Below are 21355 nucleotides of genomic sequence, written 5' to 3'. Positions count from 1 at the left end.
GTGCCGCGTGCGCGCAAGGCCAGGAACCGGCCACCTCACGGCACCCGAGTGGCCCAGAGAGCGAGGCGCAGCCGATGAGCGAGGCCCTGACCGCGGACGCCAGCGAGCCCGAGGGGCGCCGCGCCGCGGCCGGCCCCGCGGCGCGCCCGGCGCCCGGCGCCAACGGCGCGCCCCCCGCCGACCAGGCTCGCGCGCCGGAGCCGACCGGCGCCGGCGGCTCCGCGCGGCTCGGGCTGACCGTGGACGAGTTGGCGGCCCGGGCCGGGGTCACGGTGCGCACGGTGCGCTTCTACGGCACCCGCGGCCTGCTGCCCCCGCCGCACATCGGCCCGCGCCGGGTCGGCCGGTACGGGCCCGAGCACCTGTCGCGGCTGGCCCTGATCGAGGAGTTGCAGCACCACGGCATGACGCTGGCGGCCATCGAGCGCTACCTCCAGCAGTTGCCCACCGACATCAGCGCGCACGACCTGGCGATACACCGCGCCCTGGTCGCCTCGTGGACCCCGGACGTGGCCGAGGAGGCCGGCCGCGACCTGCTGGAGCGGCGGGCCGGACGGCCCCTGACCGAGGGCGACATCGACCGGCTGGCCGCCATGGACGTGCTGGAGCGCACCGCCGACCCCGACGTCTTCCGCGTGGACCCGGCCATCCTGCACCTGGGTGTGCGACTGCTCGACGTGCCCATCCCGCTGGAGACCCTGCGCGCGGCCCGCACGGTGGTCCTCGACCACGCCCGCGCCTCGGCCCGCGAGCTGAGCCGCCTCTTCCGGGACGAGGTGTGGGGCCCCTACCGCGAACGCGAGTCGGACCCGGCCCAGGTGTCCGCGATGAAGTCGTTGTCGGCGCACATGCAGCCCATGGTGGTCCAGGCCCTGGTGACGGCGTTCCAACGCTCCCTGCGGGAGGAGTTGCGGGCGGCGTACGGGACGCAGGGGACCCCGGCGGAGGGTGGCGGGGCGGTGACGGCCGAGGAACCCCGGGGCGCCGAGGGGGCCGACACCGCCGGCGGCGCGGGCGGGGCGGGCGGGGCGGGCGGGGCCGAGACCCGGGCCGGCGGTGACGTAGGCGGGCCCGGCCGGGAGAAGGCCGGCTAGCTGTTCTGTCCGGCGGATCAGTGCCTGTCCGTGTGGCGGAGCCGGCGTCCGCGGAATGCTCCGCTGGGCAGCCTTCAGGGCAACGGCCGGGGCGCTGTCACCTCTTGTGTGTGGACGACGACGTCGAACCAGCTCGCGAGTGACCCGCCCGACATGTGGTAGGCCGCGTCATCCCGGGGGTCGTAGAACGGGCCGATCAACCGCGTGCGCGTCGGGGCGTCCAGGAGGCGGCGGATCGGCTCGGGTCGCGATGTGCCCAGATCCAGGACGTATCCCGCCCTGTTCTCGGCGGCGGCATGCAGCAGGCTGTCGACGAAGTCCGGGCGTGGAGCGGGCAGTGGCTGGCCGATCGAACCACGCGCCATGGTCAGGCCCACGGACCGGTAGTCCAGTCCCCTTCGTTCCCGCAGGTATCCGCCCATGTTCTGGTGCGACTCCAGGGGCTCGGAGGGGGACACGGTACGAGGGGTGCCGACGGCGGTGTGCGCCATGCCGCCCCAGTAGACGACCTTGTCGCCGGTGAGCCGCTGCCACCAGCTCACACCGTCGGCCAGCGTACGTTCCAGTTCGGCCAGACCATCAAGCCGTGTGGTGTGCCGCACCGGTTCAGCGGGGAACTGCGCGAAACGTACCGGATCGCCTGGGTGACGCCTGTTGTAGGACCGCATCCAGTGCACGAGATCGAGGATCTCGGCGGTCTGCCAGAACGACCGTGCCTTTCCCAGCAATGCGTGAGGATCTCCATCGCCGGTGGCGACGTAGACGTCCAGGCCGAGGCGACCAGGGTCGTCGCCCTCCAGGGCAAGGGAGCGGAACCCCTCCTCTTCCACCAGCAGCCGCACGATGCGATGCGCCACGTCCGACAACTCACGTGTCTGTCGGGCAGCCGCTCCAAGCGCCACGATCCTGGCGTCCCGCACCAGCGGGGCGAGCGGCCGCAGATCGTCCAGTGGCTCGTCAGGCTTCCTGTTCGTGAGCGGATGGGAGTTCTTCTCGATCCATTCGGTCACTGTCTCCACTGGCCCGCCCTTCACCGCCGAACTCCGCTCCTTGCGGACCACTCCAGGAGATCGTCTGACCTCAAGCTTGGTTGAGGTCAAGAGTCCGTGACGTGGAGCTGACGCTCATCACCGGAGCGGCCTGTCGTGGCTCAGGGGCGGACCCGAAGGCGTAGCGCGATCACCATGACGGCTCGGTGGAAGACGTGGGCGCGTTTGTCCAACCTCGTGGCCACGGCCGGGACACATGATCCGCCGGACAGGAGCTGGCCGTTCTGTCCGGGGAGGTCGTGGGAAGGGGGAGCGGTGGTCGTCGTGCCGGGTTCGTTGTCAGTGTCCGCTGTTACGTTGCCGGCGAGGATGACGCTTCGACCTCTGAGAGGGCGCATGCACGACGAACGGCTCGCCGGGTTCTCCCGCGAGCGGCTGGACGGCCGTCCCCTGCCCGCCGACCTGCGTGTGCTGCTGGTCGCGCGGTGGGAGGGCCGAACCGATCTCGCCCGCCTGCTCGACCTCGACTTCTTCGAGCCGGGCGAGGTCCACCCGCTGCTGGACACCAGCTACCTGAGCGAGGCGGAGCGCGCGGACCCGGAGTTGCGGGCCGTCAACGCCGGAGCCGCGGAGATGGCCAAGTACGTCAAGCTCGTGGCCAGGGGCGGCAAGGGGTGGGTCGGCTACTGGCTACACCCCGACGAACCCACGGACCGCCCCTGGCATCTCATAGCGCTGGACACCGAGTTCACCTTCTGGGGCCTGGCCGGCAGCGCCCTGGCCGAGGGGGTCGCCGCCGAGCAGGCGAGCTACCAGGACGAGCCCGACGAGCGGGTGGCCTTCGCACGGCTGGCCACCGAACTCGCCGCACTCGGCCTCCCGCTCGGCACCCAGGACTACGACGCCCTCGACGACACCGCGTACACGGTGGACCCGGAGAGCCTGATGGAGGAGCTGATCCAGGCCGAACGCGTCAGGCGCGGGCTCCGCTGAGCGGGCCGACGCCGACGCCCCGGCCCGGCGACCCGGTGGCGGTACGCCTCGTCGCCGGGCCAGCACGGCCAGACCCGACAGGGGCGGGGCCGGGCGCCGCCCGACGGTGGGTCCGCCGGACAGCGCCGGGCCGCCGCTCCCCGAAGCCCGCGCCGGCCAGGCGCTACGCGTCGGCGAACCGCTCCCCCCGCTCGGCCTTCTCCACCAGCAGGGCCGGCGGGGCGAAGCGGTCGCCGTAGGCCGCCTGGAGTTCGCGGGCGCGGGCGACGAAGCCGGGCAGGCCGCCCGCGTAACCGTTGATGTACTGGAGGACGCCGCCGGTCCAGGCCGGGAAGCCGATGCCGAAGATGGAGCCGATGTTGGCGTCGGCGACCGAGGTGAGCACGCCCTCCTCGACGCAGCGCACGGTGTCCAGCGCCTCGGCGAACAGCATGCGCTCCTTCAGGTCCTCGAAGGGCACCTCGGGGGCGTCGCCGGCGGGGCCGAAGTGCTCGCGCAGTCCGGGCCACAGCCCCGCCCGCTTGCCGTCCACGTAGTCGTAGAAGCCGGCGCCGCCGCTGCGGCCCGGGCGCTCGAACTCCAGCACCATGCGGTCGATGACCGCCTCCGCGGGGTGCGTCTCCCACACGCCGCCCGCCTCCTCGACGGCCCGCTTGGTCTCCTCGCGGATCTTGCGCGGCAGCGTCAGGGTCAGCTCGTCCATGAGCGAGAGCACCTTGGCCGGGTAGCCGGCCTGGCCCGCGGCCTGCTCGATGGTGGCCGCCGGGACGCCCTCGGCGAGCATCGAGACGCCCTCGTTGATGAAGTGGCCGATGACACGCGAGGTGAAGAAGCCGCGCGAGTCGTTGACCACGATCGGGGTCTTCTGGATCTGCCGGACCAGGTCGAAGGCGCGGGCCAGCGCGGCCTCGCCGGTCTTGCCGCCCTTGATGATCTCCACCAGCGGCATCTTGTCCACCGGCGAGAAGAAGTGCAGGCCGACGAAGTCGACCGGGCGCTCCACGCCCTCGGCGAGCAGGGTGATGGGCAGCGTGGAGGTGTTGGAGCACAGCAGCGCGTCCGGCTCCACGATGCCCTGGATCTCCTGGAACACCTTGTGCTTGAGCGCGGTGTCCTCGAAGACGGCCTCGATCACCGCGTCGCAGCCGGCCAGGTCCCGCGGGTCGGCGGTCGGGGTGATGCGGGCGAGCAGCGCGTCCGCCTTGTCCTGGGTGGTACGGCCACGCGAGACGGCCTTGGCGCACAGCTTCTCGGAGTAGCCCTTGCCCTTGTCGGCCGCCTCCTGGCTGACGTCCTTGAGCACGACCTCGATGCCGGCCTTGGCGCAGGAGTACGTGATGCCGGCGCCCATCATGCCGGCGCCGAGCACCGCGACCTTGCGTACGGTGTGCGGCTCGACGCCCGATGGCCGGTTGGCGCCGGAGTTGACCGCCTGGAGGTCGAAGAAGAACGCCTGCGTCATGTTCTTGGCGATCTGGCCGGTGACCAGCTCGGTGAAGTACCGGGCCTCGATGGTCTGCGCGGTCTCGAAGTCCACCTGGGAGCCCTCGACCGCGGCGGCCATGATGTTGCGCGGGGCCGGGTAGTGGGCGCCGTTCAACTGCTTGCGCAGGTTGGCCGGGTACGCAGGCAGGTTGGCCGCGAACTTCGGGTGGGCCGGGGTGCCGCCGGGGATCTTGTAGCCGTCGGTGTCCCAGGGCTGGCGCGACTCGGGGTGGGCGTCGATGAACGCGCGTGCCTTGGCGATCAACTCGTCCCGGTCGGCGGCCAGCTCGTGGATCAGGCCGGCCTCCAGGGCCCTGGCCGGGCTGTACTGGGTGCCCTGGAGCAGCACCTTGAGCAGCGCGTCGGTGATGCCGAGCAGGCGTACGGTGCGGACCACGCCACCGCCGCCGGGCAGCAGGCCGAGGGTGACCTCGGGCAGGCCGATCTTGCTGCCGGACACCTCCAGGGCGACGCGGTGGTGGCAGGCCAGGGCGATCTCGTAACCGCCGCCGAGCGCGGCGCCGTTGATGGCCGCGACGATCGGCTTGCCGAGGGTCTCGATGCGGCGCAGGTCGCGCTTGAGTTCGCGGCTGGCGTCGAAGACCGGCTGGGCGTGCTCGGGGGTGACGGCGATCAGGTCGCGCAGGTCGCCGCCGGCGAAGAAGGTCTTCTTGGCCGAGGTGACGATGATGCCGCGGACGGAGTCCCGCTCGGCCTCCAGGCGGTCGGCGACGGCGGCCAGCGACGCCTTGAAGGCGGCGTTCATGGTGTTGGCCGACTGGTCCGGGTCGTCCAGGACGAGGGTGACCACGCCCGTGTCGTCCTGTTCCCAGCGGATGGTGGTGGGCTCGGTGCTCATCTGTCTGTCTCCGTATGAGGGTTGGCGGCGGGCGGTCAGACGCGCTCGACGACGGTGGCGATGCCCATGCCGCCGCCCACGCACAGCGTGATCAGGCCGTACCGCTGGTCGCGCCGTTCCAGTTCGTCGATGACGGTGCCGAGCAGGATGGCGCCGGTGGCGCCGAGCGGGTGGCCCAGGGCGATGGCGCCGCCGTTGACGTTGACCTTGTCGAGGCTGAGGCCCATGTCCTTGACGTAGCGCAGCACGACCGCGGCGAACGCCTCGTTGATCTCGACCAGGTCGATGTCGTCGATGGTCAACCCGGCCTTGGCCAACGCCTTGCGGGAGGCGGGGGCGGGCCCGGTGAGCATGATGGTCGGGTCGGAGCCGGAGACGGCGGCGGAGACGATGCGGGCGCGCGGCGTCAGCCCGTACCGCTCGCCCACCGCGCGGCTGCCGATGGCCACCAGCGCCGAGCCGTCCACGATGCCGGAGGAGTTGCCGGCGTGGTGGACGTGGTCGATCGCCTCGACCCAGTGGTACTTCTGCAACGCCACCGCGTCGAAGCCGCCCATCTCGCCGATGGTGGCGAAGGAGGGCTTGAGGCCGGCGAGCGACTCGGGTGTGGTGCCGGGCCGCATGTGCTCGTCGTGGTCGAGGACGACCAGGCCGTTGCGGTCGCGGACGGGGATCACCGAGCGCTCGAAGCGGCCGTCCTTCCACGCCTCGGCGGCCCGCTCCTGGGAGAGCGCGGCGTAGGAGTCCACGTCGTGGCGGCTGAACCCCTCGACGGTGGCGATGAGGTCGGCGCTGATGCCCTGCGGGACGAAGCCGGTCTCCAGGTTGGTCATCGGGTCGCCGAACCAGGCGCCGCCGTCGGAGCCCATCGGCACCCGGGACATGGACTCGACGCCGCCGGCCAGGACCAGGTCCTCCCAGCCGGAGCGGACCTTGGCCGCCGCCATGTTGACCGCTTCGAGGCCGGAGGCACAGAAGCGGTTCTCCTGCACGCCGGCGACGGTGTCGGGCAGGCCGGCGGCGAGCGCCGCCACCTTGGCGATGTCCGAGCCCTGGTCGCCGAGGGGGGCGACGACGCCGAGGACGATGTCGTCGATGGCCGCCGGGTCCAGGCCGGGCAGCCGGTGGCGGAGTTCGTGGATGAGGCCGACCACCAGGTCGATGGGCTTGGTGCCGTGCAGGGAGCCGGCGGCCTTCCCGCGCCCGCGCGGGGTGCGGATCGCGTCGTACACGTACGCTTCGGTGCTCACGTCGGAAGCCTTTCGGGGAGCGGTACGGGGTCTGCCACCGGATTCGGCGCGTCCGCGCGCGCCCGGGGGCGGGTGGGTCAGGAGAGCAGGGACCGGCCGATGATCTCCTTCATGATCTCGGTGGTGCCGCCGTAGATCGTCTGGATGCGGCCGTCGGTGAACGCCCGGGCGATGGGGTATTCGGCCATGTAGCCGTAGCCGCCGTGGAGCTGGAGGCAGCGGTCGGTGACCCGCTTCTGGAGCTCGCTCGCCCACCACTTGGCCATCGAGGCGTGCGTGGCGTCAAGCTCCCCCGCGTCGTGGTCCACGATGCAGCGGTCCACGAAGCTGCGGGTGACGGCGCACTCGGTGGCCATCTCGGCGATCTCGAAGCGCACGTGCTGGAGCCGCGCGAGCGGCCGGCCGAACGCCTCCCGCTCCTTGACGTAGGCCGTCGTCATCTCCAGGACGTGCTCGGCCCCGGCGATGGAGGCGATGGCGATGTTCAGCCGCTCCTGGGCGAGGTTGGTCATGAGGTGGACGAAGGCGCCGTTCAACTCGCCGAGCAGGTTCTCCTTCGGCACGACCACGTCGTTGAAGAACAGTTCGGCGGTGTCCTGGGACTTCTGGCCGATCTTGGCCAGATTGCGGCCCCGCTCGAAGCCGGCCATGCCGCGCTCGACCACCAGCAGGCTCAGCCCGTGCGCCCCGCCCTCGGGGGTGGTCTTGGCGACGACGATGACCAGGTCGGCCAGGATGCCGTTGGAGATGAACGTCTTGGAGCCGTTCAGGACCCAGCGGTCTCCCCGGTCCTCGGCGTTGGTGCGAATGCCCTGCAGGTCGGAGCCGGCGCCGGGCTCGGTCATGGCGATGGCCGTGATGATCTCGCCGCTGCAGAAGCCGGGCAGCCAGCGGCGCTTCTGCTCGTCGGTGCCGAGCGAGGTCAGGTACGGGCCGATGATGTCGTTGTGCAGGCCGAGCGCTAGCCCGGGGGCCGCGGCGCGGGTGAACTCCTCGGCGAGCACGGCGCTGTAGCGGAAGTCCTCGTTGCCGCCGCCCCCGAACTCCTCGGGCACGGCGAAGCCCAGCAGCCCCTGCCGACCGGCCGCGAGCCAGGCGTCCCGGTCCACGATGCCGTTCTCCTCCCACCGCTCGTAGTGCGGCAGCACCTCCTTGGCCAGGAAGGTCCGTACGGTCTCGCGGAACGCCTCGTGTTCCGCGGCGAAGATCTGGCGCTTCACGTGTCTCTCCTCGGGTGCTGCCGTACGGGCGGGAGTCGCTGGGGCGGGGGCTGCGGGTGCGGGTGCGTGGGCTGCGGGTGCGGGTGGTGCGGCCACCCGGTGCGGGGCGCGGGCCGGGGCGTGGGCGGCGGCGCGGGTCCCGGGGTCACGGGCCGGTGGCGGGTGGGTCGGCGAGGTGCGGCAGGCCCCAGTCGTCGGCGACCTCGGCGGTGTGCGCGCCCGGCAGGGCCGGGGGTCTGCGCACGCTGCCGGGGGTCGCCGAGAAGCGCGGCGCGGGCGCGGGCTGGACGATGCCGGCGTGCTCGGTGAAGGTGCCGCGGGCGGCCAGGTGCGGATGGGTGGGCGCCTCGCGCAGCGAGAGCACGGGCGCGGTGCAGGCGTCCGACGCCGCGAAGACCTCGGTCCACTCCTCGCGGGTACGGGTCCTGAACCGGGCCGCCACCAGTTCGCGCAGCTCGCCCCAGCGGGCCATGTCGCCCTGTTCGGGTGCCTGGTCCGCGATGCCGAGCAGGGTGGTGAACTCGGCGTAGAACCGCGGCTCCAGGGCGCCGACCGCCATGTGGCCGCCGTCCGCGGTCTCGTAGACGCCGTAGAACGGGCAGCCGCCGTCGAGCAGGTTGGCGCCCCTGCGGTCCTGCCACGCGCCGGCCGCCAGCATGCCGTGGATCATCGAGGACAGGTGGACCGTGCCGTCCACGATCGCGGCGTCCACGACCTGGCCCGCGCCGCCCGGGGTGCGGGCGTGCTGGAGGGCCGCGAGGACGCCGATGACCAGGTAGAGCGAGCCGCCCGCGTAGTCCCCGACGAGGTTGGCGGGGATGGCCGGCGGCTGGTTCGGCGCGCCGATCATGCCGAGGACGCCCGTGATGGCGATGTAGCCGATGTCGTGCCCGGCCCGCTGGGCCAGCGGCCCGTCCTGGCCCCAACCGGTCATCCGGCCGTAGACCAGCGCCGGGTTGCGGGCCAGGCAGGCGTCGGGGCCGACGCCGAGCCGCTCGGCGACGCCGGGGCGCAGCCCCTCGATGAGGATGTCGGCGCGCTCGACGAGGTCGAGCACGGTCCCCGGGCCCCGCTCGGACTTGAGGTCGACGGTCACCGAGCGCTTGTTGCGGTTGGTGATGTCGTGGGCCGGGTCGATGCCCAGGCCGGCGCCGGTCGGGCGGTCGACGCGCACCACGTCGGCGCCGAGGTCGGCGAGCACCATCGCCGCGTACGGACCGGGGCCGATGCCTGCCAGTTCCACGACCCGCACCCCGGTGAGCGGACCGTGTGGTGTTGCCGTCATCCGACCCCCACGTCGTTATGACAATTTTGCTGTAACACCGCCGATGCTAAGAACACGTTCCAGTTTCCACAAGCCCTCCGAGCGACGGGCTCGCGCCGGTCGGGGCCCGACTTACCGTCGCGTAAGCTCCCTGCTCTCCAAGCCCGTTGAGCACGGCGGGCGTCAGCGGCCACTCCCGGCGTCCGGCTCCTCGCCCGGAACCGGCCGGCGCCGCCCGCCGCGGGAGCGCCCGCATTCCACCGGGGTGGAGTCGACCACCCCGACGTCGTCGTTCCATAGCGTGGTGTCGACCGCCAGCAGGCGTGTGACCTGCTGAATCAGCCCGGCGGCCTTGCGCAGCCGCTTGTTGTAGCCGGGCTGTTTCGGCAGGTACGGGAACAGATGCCGCGGGTTGCTGCGCGCCTAGCGGATCCAGCGGGCCTCGGAGGTGAAGCAGAGCAGTGCCTGCATGACCGAGAGCGTGACCAGTTCTGCGTCTCTCAGCCGCGGCGCTGTGCCGACGTCGGGTCGGTACGGGGCCAGATGCGGAGATGTCTTCAGCACGTCGTCAGTCTTCACATAGAGTGCGGTCGCGAGGATATCCAGATTGCTCGTCACACAATGATCATGGATGCCCTCGCCTTATCAACGCGTGGAACGCCTCCCGAGCGCGGGACAACTCCGGCCCGGCAGTGGGGTGTTCGCTCGCCGTGCCTCGATGGGCAGCGCGACGGCGTTGAGGCGCCATGTTCGCTACCGAGGGGGTCACTGACGATGGCTACGTATGTGTTGATTCCCGGTGCCGCGTCCGGCCCGTGGTACTGGCACCTGCTGGAGGCCGAGCTGCGTGGGCGGGGCCATGACGTGGTGGCGGTGGACCTGCCCTGCGACGAGGACTCGGCCGGGCTGGCCGAGTACGCCGACACCGTGGTCGACGCCATCGGTGATCGCACCGGCCTGATCTTGGTGGCCCATTCCTTCGGCGGGTTCACCGCACCGTTGGTGTGCGACCGCGTGCCGGTGGACCTGCTGGTGATGCTGCAGGCGCAGATCCCAGCAATGGGCGAGAGCCCGGGCCAGTGGTGGGCCAACACCGGCTACGAGCAGGCCAGGCGCGAACAAGACGAACGCGACGGCAGGGATCCCGACGACGACACTGCCCTGTTCCACCACGACACCCCGCCGGCACTGGCCGCCGAGGCCAAGAAGCACACGCGCACGCAATCGGCGACACCGTTCATGAAGCCATGGCCACTCGCCGCGTGGCCGGATGTGCCCACGAAGTTCCTCCTGTCCAGGGACGACCGCTTCTTCCCCGCCGAGTACATGCGCCGGATCGTGCGGGAACGCCTGGGCATCACACCCGACGAGATGCCCGGTGACCACTGCCCCATGCTCGGTCACCCCATGGAACTGGCCGACCACCTGGAGGCATACCGCCCCGGGGCGTAACAGCTACACAGCTACACGCCCGTCTGACGCGTCAGCGCCGATATCACCCCTTGGAATAGATCATCTAGGCCACCGGGCTCCGGTCGGTCAGCTCGATGCCCCAGGTCTCACGCAGCAGCTCCCGGCCGCTGTCCGTGGTGTTCAGCCCGCGGCCGGAGGGGTGCCGTACGACCCAGCGGGCGGCGAGGAAGCGCGTGCCGACCGCGGCGCCCAGGGCGCCGGCCAGGTGGGTGCGGCGTTCCGTCCAGTCCGGGCAGGCCCGGGTGGTGGGGCGGCGGGCGCGGAGCGCGCCGTCCACGTCCACGCCGAGCGCGCGCAGGCCCGTGGCGCCGGCGTCGGCGAGGGTCAGCGACTCGCGGTCGGTCAGCCATCCCCGGTGTGTCCAGGCGTCGGTCAGGGCGACGCCGAGCCGTCCGGCGAGGTGGTCGTAGCACAGCCGCGCCGCGGCCAGGGTGCGCGCCTCGCGGCTGCGGCGGTACCCGGAGACGGGCACCGGGTCGGCCAGGGCGCCGAGCGCTTCGAGTGCGGTGGCGACCCGTGGGCCGGCGAGCGCGTAGTAGCGGCGGCGACCGCGCGCCTCACAGGTCACCAGGCCGGCGTCGACCAGCGCCGCCAGGTGCTCGGACGCGGTCGACGCGCTCACCCCGGCCGCCCGGGCCAGCTCGCCGGCCGGCCGGCTGGTGCCGTCCATGAGGAGGTTGAGGAAGGCCGAGCGCGCGGGCGCGGCGAGCGCCCTGCCCACGCTGGTGAAGTCCCGGTCCCGGCTCATGGGGGTGACGATACGACGCCGACGCTTCGGCCGGCGCCGAAGCGTCGGGCGCCTACGGTCTCCGCATGGACACCCGCACCTACCGCGCCCATCTGCACTGGGACGGCTCCACCGCGGACGGGGTCCGCGGCTACTCGCGCGACCACACCGCCGTCGCCCCGCCCGCCGCCGCGCGGGTCGACCTGAGCGCGGACCCGGCCTTCCGCGGCGACCCCGACCGGCTCAACCCCGAACAACTGGTGGTCATGGCCGCCTCCTCCTGTCAGATGCTGTCCTTCCTGGGCGCCGCCGCCCGCGCCGGGGTGACCGTGCTCGGGTACGACGACGAGGCCGGCAGCCACCTCGACCTGACCGCCGAGCCGGCCCGGCTGGCCGCGATCCGGCTGCGGGTCACCGTCACGGTCGCCGCCGGGACGGACCCGGCCCGGGTCCGGGAGATCGCCGAGCGGGCGCACCGCTCCTGTTACGTCGCCAACAGCCTGTCGGTGCCGGTCGAGGTGGCCACCACCGTGGTGACCGCGTGACCGCCGGGCCGTGGGATCTTGAGGTGTGCCTGCCGGACCGGCCCGGGGCGCTGGCCGACCTGGGCCAGGCGCTGGGCGCGGCCGGGGTGAGCCTGGAGGGAGGTGGCGTGTTCGCGTGTGAGGGGCGGGCCGTCGCGCACTACCTGGTCGACGACAGGTCCGCCGCGCTGGCGGCCGTCGCCGCCGCGGGCCTGGGCCCCGCCGTCGTCCGCGACGTCGTCACGACCCGTCTCGACCAGGAGACGCCCGGCCAGCTCGGCACCCTCGCCCGCCGGTTGGGCGACGCGGGCGTGAACGTCGCCACCCAGTACAGCGACCACGCCGGCAACCTCGTCCTGCTCGTGTCGGACGAGCACCTCGGGGCCTGCCGCGAGGTGGTCGCACGGTGGGAGCGGGGCTGACGCGCGGGGGCCGGCCCCGGCTCAGTCGGCGGGCGCCGTCCCGCGCACGTCGTCCGCCCGGGGCGGGGCCGGGCTCCGCGCCGGGGCGGCGGCCGGCACCAGGTGGTCGTCCAGCGCTTCGGGGTCGGTGATCCGGGCCAGCCGGCGCGGGACGTCACAGCCGACGAGCACGATGACGACCAGGGTCAGCCCGAACGTCAACACGGCCAGCGCCCGCCCCAGCGGCATCCCCTCGGCCAGGTGGGCGCCGAGTACCGGGGCCACGGCGCCGCCGAGCGCGCCGACGTTGTAGACGAAGCCGAGCGAGGCGGCCCGGTTGCCGGTCGGGAAGTGGCTGGCGATGTACTTGGGGAGGATGCCCGAGATGCCCTGGCTGAGGGCGAGCAGCCCGAACAGCAGCACGCCGAGCGCGACCAGGCTCTCGTCGACGGCGAAGACGGGGAAGACGAAGCCCAGCGAGGCGATCAGGGTCCAGGCGTACGCGCGCCGGGTGCCCACCCAGTCGCCGACGAAGCCCGCGAGCCAGCAGCCGCACATGGTGCCGAACCCGGCGTAGAACATGACGTCGCCCACCTGGCCCGGCGCGTAGCCCATCTCGGTCTTGAGGTAGGTGGGCAGCAGGGCCTGGATCGGCCAGCTGTAGAGGAAGGCGCAGAAGACGGTGACCATGAGGGACACGTACAGGACCCACTGCCGTCGGCCGCCCACCTGGACCGCGAAGGCGATCAGGCAGCCGGCGGCCAGGATCGCCAGCGGCCACACCAGGCCCTTGCCGAGCGGGGTGAACACGCAGAACAGCGCGGCACTGGCGAGCACGGTCAGCAGCGTGTTCAGCCAGGTCCTGCGGTGCCCGGCGAACAGCGGCGCGAACGGGTTCGGGCGCTGGCCACCGGCGGCGACCTCCGCGCTCCAGTCCTCGGCCTCCGGCAGCGCGCGACGTACCCACAGGGCGACCAGGACCGGCAGCACGCCGATCCAGAACATCCAGCGCCAGCCCCAGTTCGGCACCACCCACTCGTAGAGCTTGGAGGCGAGGATGGTGCCGCCGGCGTAGCCGGAGATCAGGAAGCCGGAGGCGCGGTTGCGCAGCCGTGGCGGCCAGCTCTCCAGGACGTAGGTGGCGCTCGCGCTGTACTCCCCCGCCATGCCCACGCCGATCAGCAGCCGGGCGACGAAGAGGCTGGCGTACCCCCAGGCGAAGCCGCAGGCGAAGGTGCCGAAGGAGTAGAGCAGGATGCTGACGATCATGGCGGCCTTGCGCCCGTAGCGGTCACCGAAGGCGCCGAGCAGCGCGCCGCCGAGCCAGCGGGTGATGAAGGCGGCGGAGACCAGGCTGGCGGCCTCGACGCCGCTGAGGTCGAACTCGTCGGCGATCTCGGTCAGCACCAGGGTGATCAGGACGAAGTCGAAGCCGTCGAGGAGGTAGCCGAGCCAGGCGGCGAACATGGCCTTCCACTGGCCCGGGGACACCTCGCGGTACCAGCGCGTGCCCGCCTCGCGCCCGGTGGCGCTCACGCGGTCAGGCCCGCGTCGTCGAGGAACTTGCGCACCCGGTCCACGGCCGCGGCATCCAGCGGGACCTGCGGCGCCGCGGTGGCGGGGCAGTCGATGACGCCGAGCAGGTGCAGCGCGGCCTTGAAGCCGCCGAGCGCCGACGAGCTGCCGCCCATCCGCGCCGGATCGCCGGTCTCGGTGAGGGCGAACAGCGCGGCGAGCCGGTCCTGTTCGGCCGCGGCCTCGGCCCACCGGCCGGCGCGGGCGTGCGCGTAGAGCCGCAGGTAGCCGTGTGGGTCCACGTTGCCGAGGCCCGGTACGACGCCGTGCACGCCGGCCAGCAGGGCGCCGTCCACGGCCATCTCGGAGCCGGTCAGCACGGAGAACCGCTCGCCCAGGCCGCGGTCGCGGGCCGCGACGAGCAGCCGGCGCGCCTCCTCCACCTGGCCGCTGCTGTCCTTGAGCCCGGCGAGGGTGCCGTCGGCGGCCAGCGGCAGCACGATGGCGGCGGTGAGCTTGGTGTGCACGGCGGCGGGGATGTCGTACGCGAACAGCGGCAGCTCGGTGCCGGCGCGCAGCCGGCGGAAGTGGTCGGCGATCTCGGCGGGGTGGGTGCGGGTGTAGAAGGGGGCGGTGGCCACGAGGGCGTCGGCGCCGCTGGCGGCGGCGCCGACGGCGTGGTCGCGCATCCGCGCGGTGGTCGTGTCGATGACGCCGGCGAGCACGGGGACCCGTCCGGCGGCGGCCTCCACCACCGTCTCCAGGGCGATGCGGCGCTGGGCGTCGGTGAGGTAGGCGACCTCGCCGGTGGAGCCGAGGGCGAACAGCCCGTGCACGCCGGCGTCCAGGAGCCGTCGGGTGAGCGCGGCCAGCGACCGGGTGTCCACGTCGCCGGTGGGGGTGAGCGGGGTGCACATCGGCGGGATGACGCCGGTGAGGGGAACCGGAGGGCGCATCGGGATCAGCTTTCTACGAGGCGTCAGCCAGGGGTGGGAGGGAGCCAAGCCATAGCAGTAAAGATGACAATACGGACGTTGGACGTCCGATGTGTGGGGTGAATGTGACGGAGCGCCGGACGCCTGTCAACCTCTCCCACATCCGGGTGCCCTCTTGTTGACTGCTGGTCAATAGCTGCCTAGCGTGGCGGCCTCCAGGCTGTGGATCACGCACAGCGCAGCCACGCACCACGCTCGGGGCCCGGCCCGCGGGCCGCGAGGGGAAGCGATGCCACGCGAGGGACTCGACCCACAGCGCGCGTACGACGTGGTGCTCGTCGGCGCCACCGGCTTCGTGGGCGCGCTGACCGCCCACTACCTGGCCGAGCACGCCCCGCCCGGGCTGCGCTGGGCGCTGGCCGGGCGCAGCCGGGACCGCCTGGAGGCGCTGCGCGCCGAGCTGGCCGTCACCGACCCGGCGCACGCGGCGCTGCCGCTGCTGACCGTGGACGTCGCCGACCGCGACGCGGTCCGGGCGCTGGCCGAAAACACCCGAGTGGTCGCCACCACCGTCGGCCCCTACCTGCGCTACGGCGGGCCGCTGGTCGCCGCGTGCGCCGAGGCCGGCACCGACTACGTCGACCTGACCGGCGAGCCCGAGTTCGTCGACCGGACGTACGTGCGCCACCACGAGCGGGCCCGCGCCACCGGCGCCCGGCTCGTGCACACGTGCGGCTTCGACTCCCTCCCGGCCGACCTGGGCGCGCTGTACACCGTGGGGCTGCTGCCACGGGACGTGCCGCTACGCGTCGACGGCTACCTGCGCACCAACGCCACCTTCTCCGGCGGAACGCTGGACTCGGCGCTGACGGCCGCCTCCCGGCCGCTGGCGATGGTCCGCGCGGCGCGGGAGCGGCGGCGCGCGGAGCCCCGCCCGGCCGGGCGGACCGTGCGCGCCCCGCTCGGCCCCGTGCACCACAGCCGCGCGGTGCGGGCCTGGGGCGTTCCGCTGCCGACGATCGACGCGCAGGTCGTCGCCCGCTCGGCCGCCGCGTCCACGGCCTACGGGCCGGCGTTCCGCTACCGCCACTTCGCGGCCGTGCGCCGGCTGCCGGTGGCCGCGGCGGGCGTGGCCGGGGTCGGCGCGCTGGCCGCGCTGGCGCAGGTGCCGCCGGTGCGCTCCTGGCTGACCGGCCGGCGCGGCCCGGGCGACGGGCCGAGCCCGGAGCGGCGGGAGCGGAGCTGGTTCGCGCTGCGCCTGGTGGGACAGGGCGACGGGCGCCGGGTGGTCACCGAGGTCCGCGGCGGCGACCCGGGCTACGGTGAGACGGCCAGGATGCTGGCCGAGTCGGCGCTGTGCCTGGCGCTCGACGACCTCCCGGAGACCGCGGGCCAGGTCACGCCGGCCACCGCGATGGGCGAGCGACTCACGGCCCGGCTGGTCCGCGCGGGCCTCGGCTTCCGGGTCGTGTCGGAACACTGAACGGGGCGCTGACTGGGGGCGGGCCCGGCGCGCATCCCCGTACGGGCCCGAACGCGATGTCCGATACCCGCCAGAAGCGGCGCCCCGGGCGCTCCACCATGGCTGCATGAGCACCCACACGGACACCCAGACCCGCACCCTCGACGAGGACTTCCGGCCGCGCTACGAGATCCGCCCCATCGCCCCCGAGGTGCTGCGCGAACTGCGGGTGCGCGACGACGCCGGCCGGGCCCCGCGCGTGGTCGTCGACGAGGACGGCGGCAACCCGCTGCGCTGCTGCCTGGGCCGCAGCACCCCCGGTGAGCGGCTGATGCTGGTCTCGTACGCGCCGCTGCGCCGCTGGGCCGCCGAGACGGGCGCCACGCCGGGCGCGTACGACGAGGTCGGCCCGGTCTTCATCCACCCCGAGCCGTGCGCCGGCTGGTCCGGCGGCGGGCGGGACGCCACCCCGAACGGCTACCCGCGGGGCATCGTGGGCGAGCGGCGGGTGCTGCGCGCCTACTCGGCGGAGGGCCGCATCCTCGGTGGGCGGCTGCTGATCCAGGGGAGCCCGGAGCACGGCGGCTCCCCCGCCGAGGCCCTGGAGGAGTGGTACCGCGATCCGCGGGTCGCGGCCGTGCACATCAGGGCCGTGGAGTACGGCTGCTTCCTCGCGGAGACCCGCCGCGCGGGATGAGCGAAGCCGCCGAGCCACCCCACCGCGCGACCAGCGCGGCGGGGTGGGCTCGGCGGGGCCGGTCCGGCGGTCCGGGTCAGTCGAAGAGGTTGGCGATCACACCGGCGTACGACGTGCACAGCTGCCAGAACAGCCAGAACGCGCCGTACACGATGCCGATCATGAGCACGGTGGCCACGATCGGGTCCAGCCGGCGTTGCCAGCGGGACCGGTTCATCAACTGGTAGTCATGCTCTGCCATGCCACCAACATACCGACAACGCCAGCGGCCTCCGCCCGCGGCCGGCGGCGGCTAGCCGTGCTCGCGGGCGAGGGCGGCCAGCGCCCGGCGGCAGGCGGCGTCGGCCGCGCGGGTGGTCTCCGGCAGCCGGTAGCGGGGGCTCAGGCGCAGGGCGTGGGCGCAGGCGGCGTCGAGCGTCATCCGGTGGCCGACGGAGACGAAGACCGGCTTGACGCCCGGTTGGGTGCGCAGCGCCCGGCCCACCTCCTGGGTGCCGTCCCACAGCGGCGAGGCGTCGCCGCGCCGTTGGCCCGGCGGGTCGTGGCGGAAGACGAAGGGGCTCTTGGCGACGCCGATGGTCGGCAGTCCGGTGATCACCCCGAGGTGGCTGGCCAACCCGAAGCGGCGCGGGTGGGCCAGCCCGTAGCCGTCGCACACCACCAGGTCGGGCGTGTGGCCGAGGCGGTCGAGGGCGGCCAGCACGGTGGGGATCTCCCGGAAGGCGAGGAGGCCCGGCACGTAGGGGAAGGAGACCCGGCCGACGGCGGTCGCCTCCGCGACGCGGGCCAGGCCGCGCGCGTCGAGCGCGACGGCCGCCGCCGCGACCAGGTCGCGTTCGTCGTCGTACGCCACGTCCACGCCCACCACCAGGCCGGGGGCGCCCGGCAGGGTGGCCGCGCTCGACGCGTCGACGGCGCCGCGCAGCCGTTCCTGGACGGCGGTGGCCTCGGCCTCGGTGCGCGGCCAGTCAGCGGGCACGGCCGCCCAGGCCGGCTGTCCCGTGGGTTCGCTGGAAGAGCTCATACCGGTGATCACGCTACGCGGGGTCGAACGGTTGCCCCGCGCGGCGGCGGCGGGATCGGCGTCGGGCGTACGGCGTAGCCTGGTGATCATGTTCGTACTCGAGTTGACCTACACGGCTCCCCTGGAGCGCGTCGACGCCCTGCTCAGTGACCACGTCGACTGGCTGAACACGCACTACGCGTCGGGGACCTTCATCGCCTCCGGGCGCAAGGAGCCGCGCGACGGCGGCGTGATCCTCGCGGTGGGGGCGGACCGGGCCGCCATCGAGGAGGTGGTGGCGAGCGACCCGTTCGTCACGGCGGAGGTGTGCGCGTACCGGATCACGGAGTTCCTGGCGACCAAGACGTCGCCCGAGCTGGCCGCGTACCGGCAGGAGCTGCCGGCCTGAGCCCGCCCGGCCCCGCCGGACACCGGCTGGGCCGGGGCGAGACGCTCTCGCCCCGGCCCAGCCTCACCCGTCGCCCGTGCGCCCGGCGGCGCGGTCAACGGCCGGAGAGCGCGAGGCGCCCGACGCGGCCCTGCTCGCCGGCGGCCCAGCAGCTCAGGTCCGGGGTGCAGTCGACCGTGTCGTACGAGCCGGTGTCGAAGGTGTGCCAGCGCCGGCCGCCGTCGAGGGTGAGTTCGCTGCCGGTGGGGCCGACGGCGAGCGCGGCGGAGCGGCTGTGCGGCAGCCAGGCGACGCCGGAGCGGTAGCCGGGCGGCTGGCGCCGGGCGTTCGTCCAGGTCGCGCCGCCGTCGCCGGTGACCGCGGCGGTACGCAGCGACGGCTCGCCGGCGCGGTAGTCGCCGCCCACGGCCAGGCCGTGCCGGGCGTCGCGGAACGCGAGGCCGAAGACGCCGCGGGCCGGGTCGCCGGCCGGGATGGGCGCCTGGGCGACCGTCCAGGTCAGGCCCCGGTCGGCCGAGTGCAGCACGCGTGCGGTGGCGGCCCCGCCGGTGGCGATCCAGGCGTCCCGGCCGCCCGAGCTGACCAGGCACTGGCCGCTGGCGGCGAACGCGGCCTCGCCCGGCTGGGCGGCCGGCATCCCCGCCGAGGGCAGCACCCGCCAGCTCCGGCCGCCGTCGCCGGTGGACAGGATGCGGTACTTGCCGTCCACCGGGTCGCTGAGCGCGATGCCGTGCCGGGCGTCGAAGAAGGTCATGCAGTCGTAGAAGGCCGCCGGGTCGGTGTTGCGGAAGCTCTCCGTCCAGGTCGCGCCGCCGTCGGCGGTGCGGAAGACCCGCGACGCCTCGCCCTCGCCGATGGCGAGCACCACCGCGTGCCGCGAGTCGAACGCCTCCACGTCCCGGAACTCCAGCGCGCCCGCGCCGGGCGGCGACACGTCGCGCCAGCTCCGGCCGCCGTTCACGGTGCGCAACACGGTGCCCTTCGTACCGGCCACCCAGGCGGTGCGCCGGTCGACGGCGGCCAGCCCGCGGAACCTGGCGTCGCTGCCGCTGTCACTGGCCCGCCAGGCCAGCCCCGCTCCCGTGGCGTACGGCGAACCGCTCCCCGCGGCCCCGGCCGACTCCGCCGCGGCACCGTCCGACCGGTCGCCCGCACCCGCCGCGCCGGCCTGCGCCGGCGCCGTCAGCACGGCCGCCAGCGCCACCCCGCACAGCCCCGCCGTCATCATCCGTCGCATCGTCCCCATGACCCTCATGGCGCTGGAAGCTAGCCCATGGGCGCGGCGGCGTCCACGGTCGGCGCCCCACGAACACGCCCCGGTGGCGGGCGGGCACGAGCCGTCAGGGCCGGGGCGGGTGGCGGGCGGCGGGTGACGGGTGGCGGGCGGCAGGCGGAAGTTTCCGCCGCGAGCCTGCCGGTCGGTCAGCGGCGCCAGCAGATCGTCCAGCCGGGGAACAGCTCCTTGCAGACCAGGCCGCCGTCGGTGGGGCTGGGCGACGGGCCCGTGGGCGTGGGCGACGTCGCCGTCGGCGAGGGCGACCCGGTGGTGGGCTTGCCGGTGGGCGTGGGCTTGGTCGTGGGGGTCGGCTTGCCGGTGGGCGTGGGCCTGTCCGTGGGGGTCGGCTTGTCGGTGGGCGTCGGCCTGTCCGTGGGCGTGGGCTTGTCGGTCGGCGTCGGCTTGCCCGTGGGAGTGGGCTTGTCCGTCGGAGTGGGCTTGCCCGTCGGCGTCGGCTTGCCCGTCGGCGTCGGGGGCGCCGTGGTGGGGGCCGAGGTCGGCTGGGGCGGGGTGTCGGGGGTGGAGCTGGGCGGCGGCGTGGGGTCGGCGTCCCGGGTCGGCTCCGTGTGGTCGGGCCGGGTCGGGGCCGCGAGCGCGGGCGGGGGTGCCGCGAGGGTGGGAGGCGCCGAGGGGGTCGGCGACGCGGGGGTGGCCGAGGTCGGTCGGGGGGCACCGGGCGCCGTGGTGGGCCCGGTCTCGCCGCGCGGGGTGGCGCCGGCGTTCGACGGCGGGTCGGCCGGCGCCCGCTCGGGCGCGCCCGAGGACGCCGCGACGGGGGCCTGGGCCCGTCGCGCGGCGGACTCGCCGCCGCCGAACACCTGGCCGGCCGCGACCGCGACCGCGGCGATGGCCACCACGCCGGCGCCGGCCACCGCGACACCCACCGGGCCCGCCTGGCCGACCTGGCCGCGCAGCAGGTGGCGCACCGAGCGCAGCGCGCCACCCGCCGAGCCCTTGCCGCCCGCCGCGGCGGCCGTTCCGGCGCCCGCGGCGCCGGCGCCGAGCAGCGGGGCCAGGAACTTGGCCCCACCGCCCGCGAGCAGCACCAGCAGCGCGGGGCCGACGAGCGCCGGCAGCCGGGTGTTGGCCTGGGCCAGCACCGCGAGCCGGTCCCGGCAGTCCGCGCAGTCCTCCACGTGCAGGGCGATGCTCTCCGCCTGCCGGGGCGAGTCGGTGCCCCTGATGTGGGCGGGCATCCGCTCCCAGTGCCCGGCGCAGGCCGGGTTGCCCGGGGCGCCGGGCTGCTCGCGCAGGAACGCCTGGCGCATGCCCTCGCGGGCCCGGTGCAGCAGCACCGCGGTGGCGCCGGTGTTCGCGCCTATCTGGCGGCCGACGGACTCCAGCGGCTGGTCCTCGGCCTCGGCCAGCCACAGCGCCTTCACCCAGCGCTCCGGCAACTGACCCATGACCCGGGCCAGCAGATCGACGTACGCGACCCGCTGCGCCGGGTCCTGGCCGCTCCCCTGCTCGCCGTACCTGGTCAGGTCGTCCGCCTCGGCCACGGCGGGGTCGCGCGGCACCTCGCGGGCGCCACGGCCGGCGGTGTCGGAGGACAGGTGGCGCACCGTCGTCGTCAGGTACGCGGACACGTTGTCGATCTGGTGCCCGGTGCGCAGCCGGCGCCAGACGCGGAAGTGCGCCTCGGCCACCAGGTCCTCGGCGACCCAGGGGTTGCCGGTCAGTGTGCGCGCGTAGGCGACGAGGCGGGGGTGCTCGCGTTCGTACAGCCGCGCGTAGGCGTCCGTGTCCGGGGCGGCGGATGCTTCGGTCATGTGGGGG

The 21355-nt window shown here is 74.1% G+C and carries 19 protein-coding genes and 2 pseudogenes; 8 read left to right on the top strand and 13 right to left on the bottom strand.

Going from position 1 to position 21355, the window contains the following annotated elements:
* Positions 1 to 74: 74 nt before the first annotated feature.
* Positions 75 to 935 (top strand): annotated as a pseudogene (locus AC3CHW_RS30365) (MerR family transcriptional regulator); the annotation flags it as partial.
* A gap of 233 nt (positions 936 to 1168) precedes the next feature.
* Here AC3CHW_RS30365 and AC3CHW_RS30360 read toward each other — a convergent pair.
* Entirely contained in the window at positions 1169 to 2155 is a 987-nt protein-coding gene (locus AC3CHW_RS30360) for an erythromycin esterase family protein (RefSeq protein WP_488468593.1), read from the bottom strand.
* Positions 2156 to 2479: 324 nt separating this feature from the next.
* Here AC3CHW_RS30360 and AC3CHW_RS30355 point away from each other — a divergent pair, with 324 nt between their 5' ends.
* Positions 2480 to 3076, top strand: coding sequence for a hypothetical protein (locus tag AC3CHW_RS30355; protein WP_488468592.1), 597 nt, complete (start codon positions 2480 to 2482; stop codon positions 3074 to 3076).
* A 163-nt stretch (positions 3077 to 3239) separates the two neighbouring features.
* Here AC3CHW_RS30355 and AC3CHW_RS30350 read toward each other — a convergent pair whose 3' ends face one another.
* The 5 genes and pseudogenes from AC3CHW_RS30350 to AC3CHW_RS30330 all read right to left on the bottom strand — a co-directional run.
* Positions 3240 to 5420 carry a 3-hydroxyacyl-CoA dehydrogenase NAD-binding domain-containing protein gene (locus AC3CHW_RS30350; RefSeq protein ID WP_488468591.1) on the bottom strand — a complete coding sequence of 727 codons (2181 nt, stop codon included), beginning with the start codon at positions 5418 to 5420 and terminating at the stop codon, positions 3240 to 3242.
* Between the two features lie 35 nt (positions 5421 to 5455).
* Positions 5456 to 6670 carry an acetyl-CoA C-acetyltransferase gene (locus tag AC3CHW_RS30345; RefSeq protein WP_488468590.1) on the bottom strand — a complete coding sequence of 405 codons (1215 nt, stop codon included), beginning with the start codon at positions 6668 to 6670 and terminating at the stop codon, positions 5456 to 5458.
* Positions 6671 to 6747: 77 nt separating this feature from the next.
* Entirely contained in the window at positions 6748 to 7890 is a 1143-nt protein-coding gene (locus tag AC3CHW_RS30340) for an acyl-CoA dehydrogenase family protein (protein ID WP_488468589.1), read from the bottom strand.
* A gap of 145 nt (positions 7891 to 8035) precedes the next feature.
* On the bottom strand, positions 8036 to 9175 hold the full coding sequence (locus tag AC3CHW_RS30335; protein ID WP_488468588.1) for a CaiB/BaiF CoA transferase family protein: 1140 nt from the start codon (positions 9173 to 9175) through the stop codon (positions 8036 to 8038).
* Positions 9176 to 9394: 219 nt separating this feature from the next.
* A pseudogene (locus AC3CHW_RS30330) lies at positions 9395 to 9772 on the bottom strand (IS982 family transposase); the annotation flags it as partial.
* A gap of 156 nt (positions 9773 to 9928) precedes the next feature.
* Between AC3CHW_RS30330 and AC3CHW_RS30325 the strand changes: the two are divergent.
* A complete protein-coding gene (locus AC3CHW_RS30325; protein ID WP_468066340.1) occupies positions 9929 to 10606 on the top strand; it encodes an alpha/beta hydrolase in 678 nt (225 codons plus the stop codon).
* 64 nt (positions 10607 to 10670) lie between these two features.
* Here AC3CHW_RS30325 and AC3CHW_RS30320 read toward each other — a convergent pair whose 3' ends face one another.
* Positions 10671 to 11375, bottom strand: coding sequence for an ArsR/SmtB family transcription factor (locus tag AC3CHW_RS30320; protein ID WP_488468587.1), 705 nt, complete (start codon positions 11373 to 11375; stop codon positions 10671 to 10673).
* 65 nt (positions 11376 to 11440) lie between these two features.
* Between AC3CHW_RS30320 and AC3CHW_RS30315 the strand changes: the two genes are divergently transcribed.
* Entirely contained in the window at positions 11441 to 11899 is a 459-nt protein-coding gene (locus AC3CHW_RS30315; protein ID WP_488468586.1) for an OsmC family protein, read from the top strand.
* On the top strand, positions 11896 to 12300 hold the full coding sequence (locus AC3CHW_RS30310; protein ID WP_488468585.1) for a hypothetical protein: 405 nt from the start codon (positions 11896 to 11898) through the stop codon (positions 12298 to 12300). The genes AC3CHW_RS30315 and AC3CHW_RS30310 overlap by 4 nt, the downstream gene beginning before the upstream one ends.
* A gap of 21 nt (positions 12301 to 12321) precedes the next feature.
* On the opposite strand, the gene AC3CHW_RS30305 is transcribed toward AC3CHW_RS30310, so the two are convergent.
* On the bottom strand, positions 12322 to 13746 hold the full coding sequence (locus AC3CHW_RS30305) for a sialate:H+ symport family MFS transporter (RefSeq protein ID WP_488471214.1): 1425 nt from the start codon (positions 13744 to 13746) through the stop codon (positions 12322 to 12324).
* A gap of 65 nt (positions 13747 to 13811) precedes the next feature.
* The gene (locus tag AC3CHW_RS30300; RefSeq protein WP_488468584.1) at positions 13812 to 14750 is read right to left on the bottom strand and encodes a dihydrodipicolinate synthase family protein; all 939 of its coding nucleotides are present in this window, start codon (positions 14748 to 14750) and stop codon (positions 13812 to 13814) included.
* 268 nt (positions 14751 to 15018) lie between these two features.
* On the opposite strand from AC3CHW_RS30300, the gene AC3CHW_RS30295 reads away from it, so the two are divergent.
* Both AC3CHW_RS30295 and AC3CHW_RS30290 read left to right on the top strand, forming a co-directional pair.
* Positions 15019 to 16212 carry a saccharopine dehydrogenase family protein gene (locus AC3CHW_RS30295; protein WP_488468583.1) on the top strand — a complete coding sequence of 398 codons (1194 nt, stop codon included), beginning with the start codon at positions 15019 to 15021 and terminating at the stop codon, positions 16210 to 16212.
* Positions 16213 to 16318: 106 nt separating this feature from the next.
* Positions 16319 to 16888, top strand: coding sequence for a DUF1203 domain-containing protein (locus AC3CHW_RS30290; protein ID WP_488468582.1), 570 nt, complete (start codon positions 16319 to 16321; stop codon positions 16886 to 16888).
* Positions 16889 to 16964: 76 nt separating this feature from the next.
* Here AC3CHW_RS30290 and AC3CHW_RS30285 read toward each other — a convergent pair whose 3' ends face one another.
* Both AC3CHW_RS30285 and AC3CHW_RS30280 read right to left on the bottom strand, forming a co-directional pair.
* Positions 16965 to 17129 (bottom strand): hypothetical protein, encoded by a 165-nt coding sequence (locus AC3CHW_RS30285; RefSeq protein WP_176160682.1) that lies wholly within the window; start codon positions 17127 to 17129, stop codon positions 16965 to 16967.
* 51 nt (positions 17130 to 17180) lie between these two features.
* A complete protein-coding gene (locus tag AC3CHW_RS30280) occupies positions 17181 to 17912 on the bottom strand; it encodes an endonuclease V (protein ID WP_488468581.1) in 732 nt (243 codons plus the stop codon).
* 88 nt (positions 17913 to 18000) lie between these two features.
* On the opposite strand from AC3CHW_RS30280, the gene AC3CHW_RS30275 reads away from it, so the two are divergent.
* The gene (locus tag AC3CHW_RS30275; protein WP_176160683.1) at positions 18001 to 18300 is read left to right on the top strand and encodes a YciI family protein; all 300 of its coding nucleotides are present in this window, start codon (positions 18001 to 18003) and stop codon (positions 18298 to 18300) included.
* Positions 18301 to 18394: 94 nt separating this feature from the next.
* Here AC3CHW_RS30275 and AC3CHW_RS30270 read toward each other — a convergent pair whose 3' ends face one another.
* Both AC3CHW_RS30270 and AC3CHW_RS30265 read right to left on the bottom strand, forming a co-directional pair.
* A complete protein-coding gene (locus AC3CHW_RS30270) occupies positions 18395 to 19546 on the bottom strand; it encodes a WD40/YVTN/BNR-like repeat-containing protein (protein ID WP_488468580.1) in 1152 nt (383 codons plus the stop codon).
* Between the two features lie 176 nt (positions 19547 to 19722).
* Positions 19723 to 21348: a sigma-70 family RNA polymerase sigma factor gene (locus AC3CHW_RS30265; protein WP_488468579.1), complete on the bottom strand. Its 1626-nt coding sequence runs from the start codon at positions 21346 to 21348 to the stop codon at positions 19723 to 19725.
* Positions 21349 to 21355 lie beyond the last annotated feature (7 nt).

The organism is Streptomyces sp. MGP-BFMKR1 (genome assembly GCF_057766585.1).
Note: the sequence above shows the minus strand (reverse complement) of the source record. Positions and strands in the feature narration are given on the sequence as shown.

Excerpts from the sequence above, each read along its gene's own strand:
- AC3CHW_RS30350 (WP_488468591.1), bottom strand. The coding sequence starts at position 5,420 with ATGAGCACCGAGCCCACCACCATCCGCTGGGAACAGGACGACACGGGC.
- AC3CHW_RS30305 (WP_488471214.1), bottom strand. The coding sequence starts at position 13,746 with ATGTTCGCCGCCTGGCTCGGCTACCTCCTCGACGGCTTCGACTTCGTC.
- AC3CHW_RS30325 (WP_468066340.1), top strand. The coding sequence starts at position 9,929 with ATGGCTACGTATGTGTTGATTCCCGGTGCCGCGTCCGGCCCGTGGTAC.
- AC3CHW_RS30295 (WP_488468583.1), top strand. The coding sequence starts at position 15,019 with ATGCCACGCGAGGGACTCGACCCACAGCGCGCGTACGACGTGGTGCTC.
- AC3CHW_RS30265 (WP_488468579.1), bottom strand. The coding sequence starts at position 21,348 with ATGACCGAAGCATCCGCCGCCCCGGACACGGACGCCTACGCGCGGCTG.
- AC3CHW_RS30355 (WP_488468592.1), top strand. The coding sequence starts at position 2,480 with ATGCACGACGAACGGCTCGCCGGGTTCTCCCGCGAGCGGCTGGACGGC.
- AC3CHW_RS30335 (WP_488468588.1), bottom strand. The coding sequence starts at position 9,175 with ATGACGGCAACACCACACGGTCCGCTCACCGGGGTGCGGGTCGTGGAA.
- AC3CHW_RS30275 (WP_176160683.1), top strand. The coding sequence starts at position 18,001 with ATGTTCGTACTCGAGTTGACCTACACGGCTCCCCTGGAGCGCGTCGAC.
- AC3CHW_RS30285 (WP_176160682.1), bottom strand. The coding sequence starts at position 17,129 with ATGGCAGAGCATGACTACCAGTTGATGAACCGGTCCCGCTGGCAACGC.
- AC3CHW_RS30300 (WP_488468584.1), bottom strand. The coding sequence starts at position 14,750 with ATGCGCCCTCCGGTTCCCCTCACCGGCGTCATCCCGCCGATGTGCACC.
- AC3CHW_RS30315 (WP_488468586.1), top strand. The coding sequence starts at position 11,441 with ATGGACACCCGCACCTACCGCGCCCATCTGCACTGGGACGGCTCCACC.
- AC3CHW_RS30320 (WP_488468587.1), bottom strand. The coding sequence starts at position 11,375 with ATGAGCCGGGACCGGGACTTCACCAGCGTGGGCAGGGCGCTCGCCGCG.
- AC3CHW_RS30270 (WP_488468580.1), bottom strand. The coding sequence starts at position 19,546 with ATGGGGACGATGCGACGGATGATGACGGCGGGGCTGTGCGGGGTGGCG.
- AC3CHW_RS30290 (WP_488468582.1), top strand. The coding sequence starts at position 16,319 with ATGAGCACCCACACGGACACCCAGACCCGCACCCTCGACGAGGACTTC.
- AC3CHW_RS30280 (WP_488468581.1), bottom strand. The coding sequence starts at position 17,912 with ATGAGCTCTTCCAGCGAACCCACGGGACAGCCGGCCTGGGCGGCCGTG.